The 18,868-nt window shown below is 44.2% G+C and carries 10 protein-coding genes; all 10 read right to left on the bottom strand.

Annotated elements, in window-relative coordinates; translation table 11 throughout:
- Positions 1-177: 177 nt before the first annotated feature.
- Positions 178-702: a hypothetical protein gene (locus QI63_RS06950; protein ID WP_044015031.1), complete on the bottom strand. Its 525-nt coding sequence runs from the start codon at positions 700-702 to the stop codon at positions 178-180.
- Entirely contained in the window at positions 699-2,756 is a 2,058-nt protein-coding gene (locus tag QI63_RS12665; RefSeq protein ID WP_081984420.1) for an RHS repeat-associated core domain-containing protein, read from the bottom strand. Before QI63_RS12665 ends, QI63_RS06950 begins: the two co-directional genes overlap by 4 nt.
- A gap of 676 nt (positions 2,757-3,432) precedes the next feature.
- Positions 3,433-4,044 (bottom strand): hypothetical protein, encoded by a 612-nt coding sequence (locus tag QI63_RS06935; RefSeq protein ID WP_044015027.1) that lies wholly within the window; start codon positions 4,042-4,044, stop codon positions 3,433-3,435.
- Positions 4,045-4,049: 5 nt separating this feature from the next.
- Positions 4,050-13,790 carry a toxin TcdB middle/N-terminal domain-containing protein gene (locus QI63_RS06930; protein ID WP_162473322.1) on the bottom strand — a complete coding sequence of 3,247 codons (9,741 nt, stop codon included), beginning with the start codon at positions 13,788-13,790 and terminating at the stop codon, positions 4,050-4,052.
- A 22-nt stretch (positions 13,791-13,812) separates the two neighbouring features.
- Positions 13,813-14,517 carry a hypothetical protein gene (locus tag QI63_RS06925; RefSeq protein ID WP_044015025.1) on the bottom strand — a complete coding sequence of 235 codons (705 nt, stop codon included), beginning with the start codon at positions 14,515-14,517 and terminating at the stop codon, positions 13,813-13,815.
- A 30-nt stretch (positions 14,518-14,547) separates the two neighbouring features.
- Entirely contained in the window at positions 14,548-15,744 is a 1,197-nt protein-coding gene (locus QI63_RS06920) for a type II secretion system protein GspD (protein ID WP_044015022.1), read from the bottom strand.
- Positions 15,745-15,756: 12 nt separating this feature from the next.
- Positions 15,757-16,518, bottom strand: coding sequence for a hypothetical protein (locus QI63_RS06915; protein WP_044015020.1), 762 nt, complete (start codon positions 16,516-16,518; stop codon positions 15,757-15,759).
- Positions 16,515-17,540, bottom strand: a complete 1,026-nt coding sequence (locus QI63_RS06910; protein WP_044015018.1) for a hypothetical protein — start codon at positions 17,538-17,540, stop codon at positions 16,515-16,517. Before QI63_RS06910 ends, QI63_RS06915 begins: the two co-directional genes overlap by 4 nt.
- Positions 17,527-18,168: a hypothetical protein gene (locus QI63_RS06905; RefSeq protein ID WP_052185504.1), complete on the bottom strand. Its 642-nt coding sequence runs from the start codon at positions 18,166-18,168 to the stop codon at positions 17,527-17,529. The genes QI63_RS06910 and QI63_RS06905 overlap by 14 nt, the downstream gene beginning before the upstream one ends.
- A 2-nt stretch (positions 18,169-18,170) precedes the next feature.
- Complete coding sequence (locus QI63_RS06900) at positions 18,171-18,767, bottom strand: tetratricopeptide repeat protein (protein ID WP_144389672.1); 597 nt, start codon at positions 18,765-18,767, stop codon at positions 18,171-18,173.
- Between the last annotated feature and the right edge of the window lie 101 nt (positions 18,768-18,868).

Here is an 18,868-nt window from a genome sequence, read left to right as displayed (position 1 = left end):
TGTCAAAGAGCAAAACTGCAAAATATTCCATGGGAATATCTTGCAGAGATTTCTTTCAAACTGTTTTATTATAATGCACTAATGGCAAATTGTAAAATACTATTTCGATATTAGGAGCTTACAGCAGTGACTTAAACAATTTTACAAAAATTATGAGGTTTAATCTTTACTCTTTTATTATTCTTTAAGAAAGTAATCATCTATTTTTTTAGTACAAATTTTTTTTAAATCTTTTTCTTGATCCAAACACATGTTAAATGCAGCTGTATAATCTGTTGTTAATTTAAATCTCTTTATATTAACTCCTATCCAACATATATATATTACATTCTCACTATCCTCTTTTAACATTTTTGCACCAAAGTACCCAAGTCTGTTTAATCCCGTTAATACAATTTCATTATTAACAACAACAGAAAAATATGCATTTCCAATATCATAATCTCTTAATTGTATTTTCGTATTCATTATTTCTTCATCTGAGTAATAAAATTCCAATACCTCTTTATCATACTTCAAGCATTTATCAAAAGATACAAAAAATGAACATGCTTTTTCTTTAATCAATTCATTATAATTTTTTGAAACTATTATATCATATGTATCTTTTTTATCATATTCCCAAAAAACTATCCCTGAAAAGCAACGAGCCTTTATCTGAAAAATCATAAATAATCCTATTATTAAAAATTTTCTTTTCATTTGCCACTCCATATATATGGATTATTGTTCTTTTTGTTTTTTTCATTATCTCTTTTTACAGAATCATAATTCTTTAACCATCCCTGAGCATATTCATTTATAGATAATGTTCCTGTATAACTACTTCGTGTTTTCCACGAAGTCATAGCCGGAGGTCCAATCAGATTTTCACTTTTATCATGTGCGGGTTGTGTAGACGTTCCCCTTGGATATTGACAAGAATACCAATCTTCTTGTTCCGATATTGATAACCACGACTTATGATAATACGGGTCTACTACATATTTCTTTCCATCAATAATAACTGTAGCTGCTACATGAAATCTATAGCGATTAAAATTACCTTCTGAATCTTTATCGGGAACTTTTGAAGGATCTCTTTTTGCCGCTTTTTCTGCCTTTATAACTCCCGGCATAACAGGAGATGTAACATAAGAATAATCTGTTACTCCAAAACCCAATTTTTCCAATTCTCCTGCAATAACAGTTGCTCGAGCATAGCAACCATCTTCATAATTTTCTGTATACAAATTTATTCCATTAATTGTTCCTTTGTAAAACATTTCTTCTCCAAGTTGTCTCAGTTCTTTTAATTGCCTTTCCGCCTCAGAAACATCTTCTTCTAAACCTGTAGGATCAATATATCGAATCGGATTATTATCCGCATAATGATAAAGATTAAAATTTATTGGATTATAAATACCACCGGATGAACCATTTGATTTTCCATCAACATAGTAAGATAGCGCCGGGTCTCCCGACAACCATCTACTATACTTCGGGTCAAGGTAGCGGGCTCCATAGTAATACAGCCCCGTTTCCTCGTCCATCTCCTTACCGGTAAACCTAAACGGCAGCTTGTCTAAGCCAGCCGCGACTTCCTCAATCCAAAGTTCTCCGTAGGGCGTGTACTCGATATGCTCGTACTGGCGGCCTCGCCAGTCGGTTACGAACTGCGCACTTCCTAAGTGGTCTGAGTGGTAGTAGTACCGCTTCTCCCGCTGCTCGGCATTGTCCCCGTTGTTATCGGTGTGCGTCATCGCGGTAACAAGGCGTGAGTTCCCTACAAAGATGTGCTTATGTACTCGTAAGCCCTGCGGGTTGTTTTTGTCCTGCACGGGGATATGTATCGTGTAGAAGTTATTGAAGTAGAGCGTTTCAGAACGTCCTTCCTCCGTATACTTGAGCGCTCGCTGCCCATCCTCACCGTAGCGGTAGTGTACCGTGTAGGTTCGGTCGCTCGATTTAGTGAGGAGGTTCTTCTCGTTCCACGTGTAGTTACGGCGATATGCAAATAGGTTCTCAGGATGACTCTCTTCCGTCTCTTTCGGGGCGTCAAGGCCGAAGCCGTAGTCGGTGCCGTAGACGTCGGTGTCGGGGTCGTAGTTGTAGGTAAAGATAAACTCATCGTCTTCGGTAAAGGGGCCGTCTTTTTCTGCCGTGATATTGCCGTTTGCGTCATAGCGGTAGTACCGGTTCCCGGCGTGTACAAGCCGGTGGGCGTAGGCCGGGTCGTATTCGTAATCAAGACTGTAGTCAAGGTCGGCTTTCGGGTAGGCGTTACCGCGCCCGCCGGGGAGGTTCGTGGTGCTTATCTTCCTTGTCATGTTCCCGTCCCCTTTTGAAAATATGCGGGCATCTACGGCGTCGCACGCCGAAAATAAATGCTCGACGTATACCCGATACGCCTCCGCTTTATTTTCGGCTGTCTCCTTGTATCTGCTCCGCCTCTTTTCAAAAGGCACCGTTTTTCCGCTTCCGGCAATCCCTGCCGTAAGCGGAAAAACCTCCAACACAGTGTTTCTTTTTAATAAGCATCCTTCTTTGGCGGACTGCTGCATTTTGTTTACTATTACTATAAAGAAAACAAAATGCAGCACCGCGCTTTCCGCTCCAATCTTTTCGCCGCTGCTGTTTTGTTTAAGCGGTGTTTTTCCGCTTAAGCGCTTCAAAAACCGCACTTGCATTATACGCGCGGCAAAAAGGATTTCTGCTTCAATCGCTGTCCGGGGGAGAGAATAGTTACGCTGATAAAAGTAATCTTTTATATCCATATAATTATTTCTTTCTATTTCACAGTTCGTATTTGTATTGCTCAATTCCCAATCTTAGTTATTTTGCCTTACCCTCTACCTATTTCCCTTTTATATTAAACTTTCTAGAAAAGATTGTTAATTCTGTTCTAACTAAGAACAAAATAACCATAATCTGAATTATCGCATTTGAATTTCGAAGTGATAATACAACAGAAAAATAGAAAAATATATCCCACATAACAAGCATCAAATTTATCTTCAAACTTTTTGAATTTTTATAAGCTAACTTACAAATAATATATTGTAATACGCCCCAAAACGAACCTCCTAAAAATGAAGTTAAATATATTTCATAGCGAAACTCTTGCTTAAAAACTAGTACAAATATTACTAAACTAAACTGTAATATTGTCATTATTAATAAATGTTTTTTCATCCACTCTAAATACATATTTTATTTTTTCCCCTCATGAATTTTCCATACCCCTGTTGCAGACCACCATACAGCACCTCCAACACCAATACCACTCAAACTATTCGGGGAACCCGATTTATTTTGAGCATTCAAATCCCAAGTTCCTAAAACCAAGGCTCCACCATATCCATCTCCTTGCCGGTAAATTTGTACGGTAGGTAGTCCGCAGTTTTTTTGAAAACTACGGAGTTTTAATTTTTACTCTGTTGAGTTAAATGATTAAAAAAAAATCTTGTATAACCGAGATGGATATGCTTCTTTGCATTCTACTATGTAGTCAATTTCTTCTGTGTAATTTTCTTCATCTAATGAATAATGGCAGACAATTTTTACAGGGAATTTATCATTCAACTTTCCATGTCGCCATTTAAACATATTATAAAAATTTACCCAACAAAAGTTTTTTGTATTAAAATCAGAGAATATTAATTTTTCAACTCCTGAATAATTAATGCCATCAACTTCATAATTTTTGAAAATAACCCTATTCTTGTTAGAATCATCTGGTTTATAAACATTATGCTTTTTTAAAATTCTATGTTTATTGTCATATAAAATTTCAAGTTGATTGATGCGTACTTGCCTAAAATTCTGTTTAGCAAAAATCCTAAAACCCAAATGCTGAGTTTTTAAGAAGATTACATTACCAACAGATATCCTCATAATAGAGTCTTTTTTTGATAACTGATTTATTTGAGTTGAATTAAATATATTCTTCATACTTGTATCATTTTTACAAGTAAACTCATAATATTTGCGTTGTTCAAATAAAGAAAAAACTAAAAAAAGACAAATTAATACTAATATAGGGCGTTTAATTACTTTTGACATCTAAGTTACCTTGAATTAAATCCATAATTAGAACCAACGCTCATGCTCCAATAAAATGGTTTAGTACCAGTTTGGCGGAAGAACGGCTTCATATCATATTGTCCATGGGTACTTCCTAATGTTATACATATTGGATTAAATCGTGAAACATAGCCATAATTATATGTTGAAGAATCTATTTCTGTTCCAATATAATTGTCTTGTGCATCGAAAATAGCTTCACGTCCATCTGTATTGCAGAATTTTACATTTCTTCCACCATTTTGATTACGCTGATGTTCATTATCTCCCAGATATGGAATCATTTGAAACCATCCACCTTTTTCCATATCTGCTCTTGAATATTCATTTTTACCCTCTGAATTCAGATTCAAAAATGAACGTAAATCCTCATTCATAAATTTTTCATCACCAGACATACTAAAAAACAATCCATGTAATTTCATATTATTTTTTAGTTGAGTTCGCATAAATCCAGCCTTTGCACCAGCTGCTGTTGTTCCTTTTTTTACACTACCAACTTCACTTTTTAAATAAGCCAATTGATCTTTTACACTCATATTTTTAAAATCTTTTATCTCTTGTTTTGTATATCCGTTTTCTTCATCATATAATCCTGTCGGATCTAGGAATTTCACAGGATTATTCCCCGCATAATGATAGAGATGTAAATTGACCGTATTATATACGCCGCCCATTCCCGCAAGCTTTGACGGATCAGTGCCTGCAGCTGGGACGTAGTCTCCCAACGCCGGGTCTCCACTCAACCATCTACTATACTTCGGGTCTAAGTAGCGCGCTCCGTAATAGTATAAGCCCGTCTCCTCATCCATCTCCTTGCCGGTAAACCTGAACGGCAGTTTGTCTAACCCCGCAGCTACTTCTTCTATCCACAGTTCCCCGTAAGGTGTGTATTCGATGTGCTCGTATTGTTTACCTCTCCAGTCGGTTACAAACTGCGCGCTGCCTAAGTGGTCTGAATGGTAGTAGTAGCGCTTCTCCCGTTGCTCTGCATTATCTCCGTTGTTGTCGGTGTGTGTCATTGCCGTTACAAGACGTGAGTTACCCACAAAGATGTGCTTATGCACTCGCAAGCCCTGCGGATTGTTTTTGTCTTGCACGGGGATGTGTATCGTGTAGAAGTTATTAAAGTAGAGCGTTTCAGAACGTCCCTCTTCTGTATACTTGAGCGCTCGCTGCCCGTCCTCACCGTAGCGGTAGTGTACGGTGTACGTACGATCGCTTGACTTCGTTAACTGATTCTTCTCATTCCACGTGTAGTTACGGCGGTATGCAAATAGGTTTTCAGGACGCGTCTCTTCTGTCTCCTTCGGGGCGTCAAGGCCGAAGCCGTAGTCGGCGCCGTATACGTCGGTGTCAGGGTCGTAGCTGTAGGTAAAGATAAACTCATCATCCTCGGTAAAGGGGCCGTCTTTTTCTGCCGTGATGTTGCCGTTCGCATCATAGCGGTAGTAGCGGTTTCCGGCGTGTACGAGCCGGTGTGCATAGGCCGGGTCGTATTCGTAATCAAGACTGTAGTCAAGCTCTGCTTTCGGGTAGGCGTTACCGCGGGCGCCGGGGAGGTTTGTGGTACTGGACTTCTTTGTCATGTTTCCGATGCCGTCAAAGGCAAAGTCTTGCTTGTATTTTGCGACATTGACCGGTGTGCTTCCAAAGCTTTTTATCGCTTTGTATTGGTTGCTTGTCCCCTCTACTCCGATAAGTTGGTAGAGGTTGTCGTATGAGTAACTTTGGCTCGTCTCGTACACGCTTGCGTCATTGCTGTAGCCTAAGACGTTCCCGACTTTGTCAAAACTATAGGTGATTTTCTGGAACACCTCGTCTGTTTGCTTATTTCTCGTCTCTATGTCTTTCAGCCACCGCCGTTTGTCGTCATAGCGGTAGCGGGTCTCTACGCCGTTTCCGTATTTGATGTAGACTCTCTGCCCGTGTTCGTCATAGACAATCGTATCAATATAGGAATAGGTTTCACTTCCTTTTACCGTGTTTTTTACACCGCTTACGCCTTTGAGCTGTCCGCCTTTGTCGTAGGTATAGGTAATGGTCTCCCCATCGGGGTACTTCATGGTCTGCATACGGCCGAGGTAGTCGGAGCGGTAGGTAAAGGTTGCCGTTTCCGGTTCGCTTAACGCCTCGTAACGCTTAATCGTTCGTGTCTCTTCTACAACTTCGCTTAACTTCCCGTACTTGTAGCGTATCTCTCCGCTCTCATCTTTTTTGCGGATTATCTCTCCGGCACCCACTTGCCCTGCTTCGCCGTATTCATAGGTTACGTCTTCACTAAACGGGTAGTCTATCTTTATAAGCCGGTCAAAACCGTCATAGACGTACTGTATCTCACTGAGTTTACTACGCAGCAGTGAATCCGATTCCGCTTCAAGGAGGCCTTTGCTATCATAGCGCCATTCTTTCCTTCCGGTGTCTTTGCTTTCTAAGGCTACTTTTCTCCCTAACAGGTCGTATGTTACCGAGACAATGTTTTCGTTCGCATCGTATGCGCGAAGCATTTCGCCCAATACAGAGTATTCATATCTGCCTTTGGTGAGGATGTTGTTTGCCTTGTCCCTTCGTTCGACTTCGCGGATGTTTCCGCGCGCGTCTTTTTTCGTAACGCTCTTATTCTCAAGCGGGTCGGTTGCGGTTGTTACCTGTAGGCTGTTTTCTATTGCGTACTCGTTTTTCTGTTCGCTTCCGTCCGGCAACAATGTTTTTATTACTCGGTCTATGCCGTCGTAGGTGTATACCGTTTCGTTGCGGAGCTTGGTAAAGTCGTTCAGCTCATAGAACTGTTCGACGCTTGCGTAGACGGCTTTGTTGGCAAGTTCATTCGGTAAATCGCCGCCATAGAAGAACGGCATTCCTTCTTTTATCTTTCTTCCCGCCTCATCGTAGTAGGTTGCGCCTGATATATTCCAGCCGACATTCGTTTCTCCGGCGGTTCCTTCTCGGTACACTTCCCCTTCTTTCGCGGTGTAGAGGGCGCGGCCTAAGCCGTCGTGCATGACTATCGTTTTCATCACGGCTTTGTCCGTTGCTTTGGTAGTCAGCTTATTTGCCGTTACCGTGTACCAGAAAGAAGATGAAGGGGTATGGTACTCGTACTTTGCGTAAGGTACGTTTCCGGTATCGTAAGGGCTTTTCACTTCCGTTACGCGGCCGAACCCGTCGTAGCGGTACTTCATGGTGTTACCCGCGCTGTCGGTTTCTTCAAGTTTTACTCCTAAGGCACTGTCCCACAGGAGCGTACTCTCGTACGGAGTGCCGCCTTTACTGCCTTCTTCCGTTATTTTAACCGGGTATATCCCATCTTGGTAGCGGTAGCTTACCTTCTTGCCTGTGGGACTTATCAGGGTCTTAATGTTTCCCTTCTCATCCCAGTCTATCGTGTAGGTAAGACTCGTGCCGCTTGAGATGTATTGCTTTAGTTCCGTTATCGCACCGGTGTTATTATCGTAGCGTCCTTCGCGTTTCCGCAATAACCTGCCGCTCTTGCCGTCCAGCACTTCTATCCGTTCGGGGTGCGCTTTAAAGTAGCGCCGCTCATCGGCACTGTCCCAATACCGTATTCGGGCAATGATGTCGTCGTCGCTTCTACTGACGTCTCCCTTGTCGTCCAGCTCCGTAACGTTACCGTATCGATCATAGCGATAATCGCTTTCCGTTTGTATCGACCGGTATCCTTCCCGTATGGTGTTCCACTCTCGCTTTACCCGTGCATGGGGGACTTCATCCGTTTCATACTCTTTTATCGAATAAACGATGCCGTTATGGCTGACCGTCTCTTTTTTTACCATCCCTTTGCGGTAATAGGCATCAATGTAATACTCCGTCTCGCTCGTCTTTCCCGTTCCCGTTACTGCTTTTACCGTCTTAAACCCGTAGAACTCTTTTGCTTTGCGGTCATAGTAGCCGTCTTTGTAGGTGTAGGTTGTGCGGTACGATTGTATGTTTCCGCTCTTACTCTGCAGCCCTGAGTTCATTGTGACGCTGCTTAGCACATACTTACTCTGCGGCAGCTCCCGTGTGTTCCCTACTCTTTGATACTCTATCTCATAGCTGCCGCCGGTCGGAAGGTGTATCGTTTTTAATAGTCCTACTTTCCCTAACTTGTTCCGCTGTACATACAGCTTATCGGAGCCTCCGATGTTGAAGACCCTGTCGGCGAGGCCGTCCCCGTCTACGTCAAAGAGGCGTAAGCTCACTTCGCTTTTGCTATAGGTTCCATTCACTCCACCTGAAAAGTTACAGGTAATAAAAATCCCTACCCACACAAGAAACCCTATCTGTCCCGATAATCCTCCGGAGACTCCCACACTTTGGCTTGTGTTAAACTCCAATGCTTTCGGTATCTGTAATAACTTTTCTATTTCACTTCTTTCGGTACTCTTATTCATATTTTCCGGCCGGTACGGTACCTGTATCTTCTCGGATGTCCCCACAAGATCCGCCACTACACGGTTATAATACGCAGCGTACTCTGCCCCTTCGATATTCCGTATCTCTATTGTCTTTTCTTTCCCGTCAAAGCCTGCTCCATAGTTCAGTTTGACGGCATAGCTGCCGTCTTCCTTTACTTTTAATACGTCCGGTAACCCGTCTCCGTTGATGTCTGCTATAAGGGATTCTGTGGCCGTCTGGCTGATATTCACGTTGACCCCTAGGTTTCCTCCGCCATAATTCGCCTTCGCCCCGGCACTCACTCCTATGCCGAAGTTTCCCCCGCCGCTTTTAACGCTTCCTTCCGATACGTTCACTGCCTGCCACGCCCCTACCGCTCTAAATTCTTCTCCAAGGTTTAGCTTCGCTCCTGCTGCCGTTTGGTAATCGGGTAGCCCATCTCCGTTTATGTCTACTAATCCACCTGTCTGCTGCTGCCAGCCTCTGGAATAGTTTACTCCCTCATTCACACTCGCGCCATGCGGTGTCGAACCGGCCGGTTCCAGTGTAATGCTTTTAACTCTCCCTTCAGTATCTCTGATTACCCCGACCGATCCTGAAAGCCCTATACCCGCTCCAAATACTTTCGATTCATTACTATTAGTCGACAGTGCTCCTCCCTGTATACCTCCTTTCTTCTTCTGAAAGACTCCTTCTGCATTCCCGTACTGGACGCTCAGGCCTCCGCTGCTTGTTTTTACTATATCAGGGTACCCATCCCCATCGATGTCTTGATAGCTTTGTACCTGCTTACTTTCTCCCTTATTAAAACCGACACTGGCATTGATCGATGCGACTGACACACCCGCGTGTGCTTCGAGTGTTTTATCAAAACTACTGCTCTCGTTCGCGGAAAGGGCAAAGCCTCCGTCCTTTACCCACGGCAGGTTTTTGTATGCCCCCCCGGTGATCCGGCTTGAGTGCAGCACTTCATTATCAATATACGCTGCATAGTAATGAATGGTGCTCGAAACTTCTCCCTCTCTATCAAAACCGTTTTCACTCGTGCTCGCAAACGCTCCGATAAGGCTTTCTTTTGAAAAAACAAGTCCGCTTCTCCTTTCCTTCTTCGGCGCTTCTCCTTTCGGTTCGCTCTCCTGACCTTTCTTTACGTATGTTTGATATCTCTGCACCGGAATATACCCGCCCAGTGTCACCCCTTCCTGTATCTTCTGCATTACTTCTGCTTTTACCGTCTCTCCAATCGCTTCCTCGTTTCCATTCTCTTTCAGCGTCTTGGCAAACTTATTTTTCTCTTCTTCACCATTTTTCTGGCTCTCTTTAATATTTTGCTTCTTTCGTTCAGCAACATTCTCGTCTTTATAGGCCGCGCTTTCATCATACTCATTCGGTGCAAAAAGAGAAGCAATACTGAACTTTTGTTCCCCCCACCTCGAATACAGTCCGTAATACCACCGCTTCCCTCCGCCATACATCCGCTCATGCCGGTTAAAGCCTTCTATGCCGGCAGTCCCTTCATACTTCCCGCTTTCATAGTTCTCATTTCCTCGGTACACAGCTATCTCTTCCTCGACTGTTACGACCTGCCCCCCTTGTATCTTCACTATTGCTATCTTCCCGTCTCGTACCGGATACCGGCTCTCCTGCGGGTACTCTACTACCACCCCCACTTCCTCGTAATAATAGCTTTCTACATACGCTAAAAACTTCCTCACTTCTTCTTTCTCAAGGTGCTCTTTTGTTGTCCGGTATTCTTTCTTTGCCCCATCATACGTAAAGTATGGAAAATCATACGCCTCACTTTCATACCGCTTCAGCTTCTTCTCTAGCTGCGCACGTTCAGCTTCTCCTATCCCGCTCTTTATTTGATACAAGCTTCCAATCGCTTCAAAATACTCTCTTCCAATTGCCTCTTTCTCTTCCGCTGTGAATACCCCAACCTCCCGTATCCGTACCTCTCCTGCTTCTCTCTGCTCGATAATAACTTTAATCCCGCTCCGCGCTTCTTTTAACGCCTCTGCTATCGCTTGTATAACGAGGGCTCCTTCACTTTCCTTTAGCCGCCGCTTATTTCCCGCTTTCTCATACAGCGTTCCGATCGCAACCATTTGGGCGTTTTTGATAACTGTTTTATCCTTTATCTTCTCATACGCAGCTTCACTCAAGCCTTCTACCCGGCTGATACGATATTCGATACCGCGCTCGACAATATCGCCCATCCCTTTCTCATATTCTTGCTCACTGATTATCTTCCCGAGTGTTCTCCCCTCAAGCACAATCGAAAACTCATACCCTGTTTTATTCCGCCCATCCACTACCGCCTTTACCGTATCACCCTCTTTCGTTATAATCGCTTCTTCTTTTCTCTTTCCCTGCTCATACAGAACAAGCGTTCCTCCTTCCTTGCCCAGCCGGTACGTCTTCCCGTTGATTGCTCCTACTGCTATCCCTTCCGTATCTTCGTAACCTCGCGCTCCTTTTTCCCGCTCGCTATTCGTTTTCAAGGTCAGCCTATCGCGGTAGTAGGCTTTCCCATCCTCATAATACAGCGGGTACTTCACGCCTCCGTCAACGTTTTTATACCCTGCCGCTTCTTTTTGCTCGGCTTCACTCATCTTTTTGATTACATCACTGTTCAGTGTAGCGCCGCTCTCTTGCCCGTCGTACACATACTGTTCAAAGCCCCCGTCGTATTCCATACTCTTTTTTAGGCTTTCTTTTGCAGTATCTGTTCCCAGTCCGTTATAAAATGCTTCAAAGGCATCTTTTCCTATCTCACTGCCGATGTATGTGTAATACCCTTTTTCCAGTATCTTTTCTATCGCTTCCTCATCAAGCCGCGTAACGTAATTCCCCGCTTTAAGTTTCCACTCCCCGCTTCCCCCGGGATCTGCTTCATAGTATCTTTTCCATGTTTCATCAATCTGCGCAACAGTGAGCCTTTCAGGCAGCTGGTACGCTATATGCGCTCCCAGTAACTCATCTCTTTGGTATTCGCTGTACCGTATCCGTATCCCCGCTTTGACGCTCTCTCCGATTTCTGCCTTGTTATCCGTTTCCGTCGCAAAATAAATATATTCGCCCCGTCTCACCGCTTCTGTAAAAACATACGCCTTCTTTTCCCTGCATTCTCCGATCTTCACTCCTTCTTTATTCGTCCCCTTCCACACGCTTAACTGTCCTGCCCCTATTTCTTTTACTTCTACTCCTATCTCAACTTTCCCGCTGACCGCACTCCGCCACGCTTGTACCCCTTCTTGAAAATAATGCCCTTTTTCCGCTTCCCTCTTCTCTGCTTCACTAACCCCCAGCCCTACTTTCTCCACTCCCTGTAAACCGACTCCTTCTTTAAAGCCCCTTCCCCTATCGTTTTCGTAGTATCTTCCCTTCGACACAAAATCCACATATCCGTCCCGATTCACATCCGTAAATTCGCTTTTGCTCTCCCCGCGGCTCCACTGCTTCGTTAATCCCCTACCCGTTCCGGCATTTACATCCCTGATTCCAACATTGATGTCTACCTTCCCGCCGACGCTCCAGTTCCAATCCTCATTCTCACTTAAATAAAGCCCCTTTAAAGCCTTCCCGTCAAAGTACTCAGCCCTCTCATATCCTATCTTTCCGTCGCTGCGTTTTTTCCCTTCATATATCCTTATTTCCCCTTTCTTCCACTCCACAATGTCCGCTATCCCGTCTCCAGTTACATCCACAAAATTCCGCTTACTATGCCCACTCCCGCTTCCGGCAGAAGCGGTCATGCCTCCCGATATCGACACGGCGCCTCCAAAGTTCACTCCCGCTCCTCCGCTGCCGCTTCCTCCTCCGCTTATGTGTACGCTTTCCGCTATGCTCCCGCTTCTTTCCCACCCTTCCGTCTCTCCGAATACTTTTATCCTTCCCCTCTCATCCGTCTCTGCTTGCTCATACCCGAATTCATACCCATACCCCGCTGCTTCTCCTTCTCCCTTCACTGCTATCCTTTCAAGAAGGCTCTCTCCCATCTCATTCTCTCTATATTCAAAGCCGTATGCTCTTATCGCCCGCCCACCGACGCTCATCTCGATGCTCGCTATCCGCTTACTCTCTTTCCTCACATACTTTCCCCGTCCGTCTATCCGCGTATCTCCTCTTCCTTCATACGCTATGGTTACCTTTCGATCTCTCTCTTTTCCGTAGATAACCTGTTCAAGAAGTACCTCTTCACCCTCTGCTCCGGTTTCCTTCTTGTACACATACTGTACCTCGTTTCCGAAGCTGTCTCTCTCCCGATCCAAATAATAAATATATTTTGCACCTGCTCCTTTGCCGCTCCACCTTTCTTTCCCGTATATCTTTACCCCTCCGTCTTTTCCCGTTACCTCAAAGTAATTTTCACTTACTCCTCTCCCTTCGACCCAGCCGTTTGCTATCCGTTCATACCGCTGCTCCTGCTCCTTTATCCACGCTCCCCCTTCATACCTCACACGGCTGCCTTCCACTAGGTACGTATCCTTCCCGTTATACTCAGGTAAGCCAAACCGCGTGTCGATGCTTATGCTTTCTATTCCTCCTAAACTCCATCCCTTCCCTAATAGTCCCCAGCCGCTTCCGCTCGCATAGCGTAACGACAGCTCAGGTGCCATCCCTTTCACTCCTTCCGGTACTTTGAGCTTTATACCGAACGCCGCGCTTCCTTCACTTCCCCCTTGTAATCCTTCTATTCCCTCTATCCCGCCTGCCGCATCCGCCGCTTTTAATTCCTTGATGCTGTTTAAGTTCACACGCACCGGTTCAGGGCTCTCCGGTAAACTCAATGTCCCGTTGATCATATCCGTAAAATGATCCGTATACGATTCGATCCGCTTCCCTTCCTCATCGACTCTCTTTCGCTCTAATGCAACCCACCGCTTCTCTTTCTCATCGTAATAGTACGTGTATATCTCTTCCGCGTATTCTGCTTCTATCCGCTCGTCGTACTCAAGCGATAGCTCACACGCTTTTTTAAACTTCATCCCCTTCGGTAAAAACCGCCATCCGCCAAAGCCTGCCGTTACGTTCTTTACTTCTCCTCCCTCTGCTACTTCATACAGTCGGCTAATCGTTATCTTTGTTGCCTCTTCCACTGCTCCGCGAGGAATAACAAATCTCACTCCTTCCGCCTCTAACACGCCTCCCTCTTCCCCAATGACCTTTTGCGCTACGAGCTCGCTTGCTTCTCTCTTCACGCCGCGCGACCCTTCTCTCCGCCCCTGTCCGTACACACCCGTCGGCGCTATCACCGTAAAAAGGTAGACCGTAAATACTGCTTTCTTCACTATCCCTGCCAAGGCTTCTTTTATTCTTTTCATCTGCTTCTCCCTTCTGTTCAGCCTACCGTACCGCCTCGTACTCTATCCACACACTCTCGCTCGGAAATTTGTCTTTCGCCGAGATTACTCCTATCACTCCGGATTCCCCTTCTCCTAAGGCATACTCATCAGCGTTGTTTATCGTGTACGCTGCTTCTCCCTTATACTCTTCGTCGTTAAAGTATATCTGTATCGCCTTTCCCGCTTTCTTTACGCTGATACTATTCGCCACCCCGTAGCCCTTTGCCAACCGTTCGCTCGTTTTTTTCCACACGATACTCTTGTATTCCCCATTTATTGCATAGCCTACCGAATATCTTCCGTCCGTATGTATCAGTACAACGAGTATCCGGTACTGCTTCTGTCCTACCTCTGTCTTGGTACTGTAACATATAAGCCCGTATCCGGCTTCGCTTGCGCCTGCTTTCTTTACGACCCGTATGCACGGTTTCTGTTTATTTATCTCTTCTCCAAAAAATTTCCATAAGGTGTATCCTCTTACACTCCAATATTTTGTGTCGTTTACCTTAAATATAACCTTCCCGTCGGCTCCTTTAGTAAACAATATGTCTTCAGAGGGTTTGCTCTCTTCCTCCTTTTCCTCTATTTCTTTCCCTTCGTCAAGCGGGTTATTTCCGACGGTACCTCCCGAACTGTACTGATTAACACATCCTGTCAATAATCCGAGGCACAACAACAAAGTAATAATCTTGTTTGTCTTTTTCATAGTTACTCCTATAAAATTTTCCGATGCTTTTCAGTTCGCTTCTTCTACATACTTCTTATACAGCCGCATCAGTCGCTCGCTCTTTTTCTCTTTTTTCTCTTTCTCCCGATGCAGATACGGCACAATGTAAATAACCATCTCCGTCACTGTTTCCGCCCCGCTCGTATCTTTAAATAACATTCCCGCTATCGGTATATCGCCGAGTCCCGGTACTTTTTTTTCACTCGAATTTCTTTCCGCTTGCAACAAACCGCCGATAATAATCGGCGTACCCGATTGCGTCCTCACCTTTGTCTTTACGATCTTCTCCGACGTCGGCGGCAGCACCCCGCTTGTTACTCCCCCCGATCCCTGCTTCGACACTTGCGCATTTACTTCCATCGTTATCATTCCGTCTCCGGAAACATTCCCCTTGATATTTAGCAATAACCCCGACGTTATCTCCCTCATCGACCCATATAAGGGCTTGCCATTTGAATCGAACGTCTTATCGATATAGCGAAACGTATTCGTATTTTGGAATTTCACCTCTTCTCCCGTCAGTCCATTCAGCGTTGTGTCCGCTAATACTCGTGCCTTGTTTTCGGATAACTCAAAGCTCAACTTCGCAATAAACTGATAGCCGAATTTCGAAACAATATCAAAATTGATATTAAAGATATTACTCATCACTCCGGAAAACTCACTCATCGGCTGTCCCTTACTCTTCTTTACTTCTAGGCTCTTAGTCCAATTCATATCCTCACTTTTCTCATACTGCACCACCAATAATTGGTACCGTATCTGCGCCTTCGGTTTATCGATCAGTTCCAGTTCTTTTAAAAACTGCTCTTTTCTCCCCTCACTTCCGTTAAAAAAAAGAATGTTCGGGTTACTCGTTACCGTTATGCTTTCTTTATTCACCGACGGCGGTAAATTCCTTAACAGTTCTTCCGTGGATAGATACTTTAGCGTTACCGCCGTCGCTTTCGGCTCCTTATCCAGTATCTCGATATACTCTGCTATTATCTTTTTCTCTTCTTCTCCGCACCGAATAACAAATCCGTTTCTGTCCGTTAATATATATATTTTGTTCTTCTTCAATCCTTCCGGTAATGCGTCGACAAATTTTTTCGCTTCGATGTATTGCAGCTCATATTTTTCGCTGCTCTTTTCTTCTTCCGCTTCCTGTCCATATAAGCAAAGCGATAAAAAAAGTATGCCCAGTAAAACAACCTTTCTTTTCATCTCGCGCTTTCCCTACTCAATTGATAGAAGGCGCAAGGTATACGAATAGTATACACCTCCCGCACTTCCGCTTACGACAATGTTCTTATCCAATGATATTTTAAACCTCAATTCTTTTTCGTAGTCCGTATCGTTTTTTATCTCAACGGCGCCATTCGTTGCAGGACGCTCCTCCTCTCCGTTGTCCGGTTTCGTGATAACAAAGGGCTGGTTTGCAACATTATAGACAATCGTTATCTTCGCCTGCCTCCTCGCGGGAACTCTTACCTTATACCAGTCTTCATCCTCTAAAATCGTCCCTTCCGTCGACCGGTAATAATACACATTTGCTTGTTTATCGCTTTCCAAAAGAACTGCATTCTCTTTCTTATCATTCGGCTCATACACATCTTTTACCTGTTTACTGTATATCCCCATGTAATGCGTCTTTCCTTTAAAACCTTTTTTCCCCCGCACCTTATCCAGCCGATATAAGTACCGCGTATCTTCTTTTAACACCGCGTCTTCATACGTCGTCCCCTCTCCCTCATATACTTTTTCAAAATGTAACGGCTCCCTATCTTCACTCCTCATCACAATATACTTATCACTCCGCTCATCTTTTGCCCAACTGCACCGTATGACATTTTCTTCGCTAAATGAGTCTACGTTCAGATAAAACGTATCGGGATCTCCCTGATCCCGTGCGACAATGCCGTATATCCCGTTCCCGCATCCGCCATATATCACTATTGAACCTACTATTAACGCCGCTGCAACCACGCTCCGTCTCATCTTCCCTTATACTCCTTTTTAAATACTTCCACTTCCACCCCGAACGTCCCTTTATATTTTCCCATCACTTTCTTATAAAAAATGCATTCAAAATCGCTTTCAAATACGAGCTTTACCTTTTCGCTTATTCCGTATTTATATCCAAGCCCGGCGACAATACCGACCGCACCCGAATTGACTACACGCGTATCCGCATATTTATCCGTATATGAAAGAATATCAAAGTCGTATACTACCCCCATTTTCCCGTAGATACGATGATCATTACGGAAATGAAGATATGTATTCATATATCCCGCTATATTCACGTTATGTAAGTAACTTTTTACTGCCCCTTTTCCGCTAACTCCAAACCGGTAGTCCGCGGCACACCCGATAGAAAAATAGAGGTTCATTTTTTTCGTTAAAACGGCTCCGTCATTCGGAATGACTTCCAACCCTCCTCCGGCACTTACCGTACCGCTTAAATACTGAAGCCACGCTTTGTTGATAAATATCCAATACCCCGCTTCCACCTGCACATTGATTCTACTGTGTGTTTTATTTTCATCTCTATCGGGCAGGTAAAAAAGCTCCTCCAATTTTCTCACTACTTTTCTGCTGATATTTTGTATAAATGCTTCGTAATCTTCCGCTCCGTCTTTTTCATATACCGTGTAAATGTTCTTACGTCCCTCTCCATCAAATATTCTGATCTCTCCCTCATACGTCTGTTCGCTTTTTCTAATCCACCCGTACAATAAATATGCTATTTTTTCTTCTTTACATACTTTTAAGGCATCATAGGAAGACCTCACCGTCTTTATCTGTGCAGGTGTTTTCACAGCCGTCATCGCAAGAGCACCTTTTTGTTCCTCTATGCTCGTATAGATATCATCCCGATACCGCTCGTCTATTCCATAACTTTCCCCGCCTTCATCCACAGTTAAGATCGGCGCGATATATACCTGCTCCCCATATACCCCGGCAGTAGCCCATACGATAATCATAGATGTTAATAAAAGTAGCTTACCGCGCTTCATATTCTATAGCTCGCTCCTTTTCGATAAACGTTTCTATCTTTTTAAAGCTGTCCTCTCTCATGCCCTTTTCCCGAAGATATTCAATTTCTTTCAACAGAAATTCATAGTTTTCTTTGTTCATTTCATTCGCGTAAAACAAGCTGTACATCCGATAATACCGGCTCATAAGTCGCTCAGGATCTTTTTCTACAATTTCATCATATAGTTGATATGCCGCGGCATATTTCTTTCCCTTTAAAAGCCGGTAGGCTTCTTCTTCTTTCCCTGCCAAATACGCTTCATCATACAGGAGCCACACTCCTTTCCCGCTCTCTTTTTCTCCTGCCGGAACTTGCCCCGCTACTCCGCGTTTTACTTGCCCCTGTGCAATCATCGTTTTCTCTATCCTGTCCAGTCGATCGTTTATATTCGCTTCGCTTACCGCGATCGCTTCTTTTATCTTCTCTTCCTGTGCCCCAAGCGCTTTTTCAGCTGCATCTCTCCCTTGCTCTAAGGCAAGCGTCAGCATACTTTCCATCTCTTTTTGCCTGCTTTGCACACTTAACAGTAGAGCGACATTCAAAACTAAAAGCGCAAAAGCCGACACTACCGAAGCTTTCCTGAGGTATCCTTTTATCCGCCGCTCCACTTTTATTTCCTTACCCTTTCCAGTCTCTGCATAAACGCTTTTACCGCAGCATCTTCCTTTCTGCTCATGCTTTCTAACGCCGCAAGCGCCTCATCAGCTTTCCCTTCCCTATATCGTATCACCGCTCTCAAATAAAGACTTTCATCTCGGCTCTCTTCTATTTCGAACGCTCGATCAAGAAACCCCTCCGCTTCTTCATAGTTTCCGTTCTCTATCCCCCCTTCCGCTTCTTTTAATAAGTATTCACCGCTTTCAAGCCTTAAATGCAATAAGCTCAGAGGTTCATAATAAAATACCTGCTTAAATTTTTCGTACCCTTCTTTTTCCAATTCTATCAGTTGTTCTTTTTTATCCTTTATATCCGCAAAATAAAACTGTAGGATAAACCGCCCCTGCCCGTCAGACACCGCCTTCAGCGTTCCGTTTACCTTTACGTTGACCAACGCCACACCTTCTTCCCGTTCGTCATAGATCATCCCATACATGACTCCTGCATCATCTTTGTATTTCTTATTCCACACGCTCGTGCAGGACATCACCGCCGCCGCAACTACAGCAGCCGCCAAAACTAAAAGCCGTTTATTTCGATTCAGCATCATATCCTCTCTCTAAAAGCATAGCACACCACAATACCGCTGTCAAAATAAAAATAGTTCGTTCCAGCTTGAAGGAGGAATGGGGTATCGCGGTTGCTTCACGC

The sequence above is a fragment of the Treponema sp. OMZ 838 genome (assembly GCF_000775995.1).
In the GTDB taxonomy this organism is placed as follows: Bacteria; Spirochaetota; Spirochaetia; order Treponematales; family Treponemataceae; genus Treponema.
This window is presented reverse-complemented; position numbering and strand designations above follow the sequence as displayed.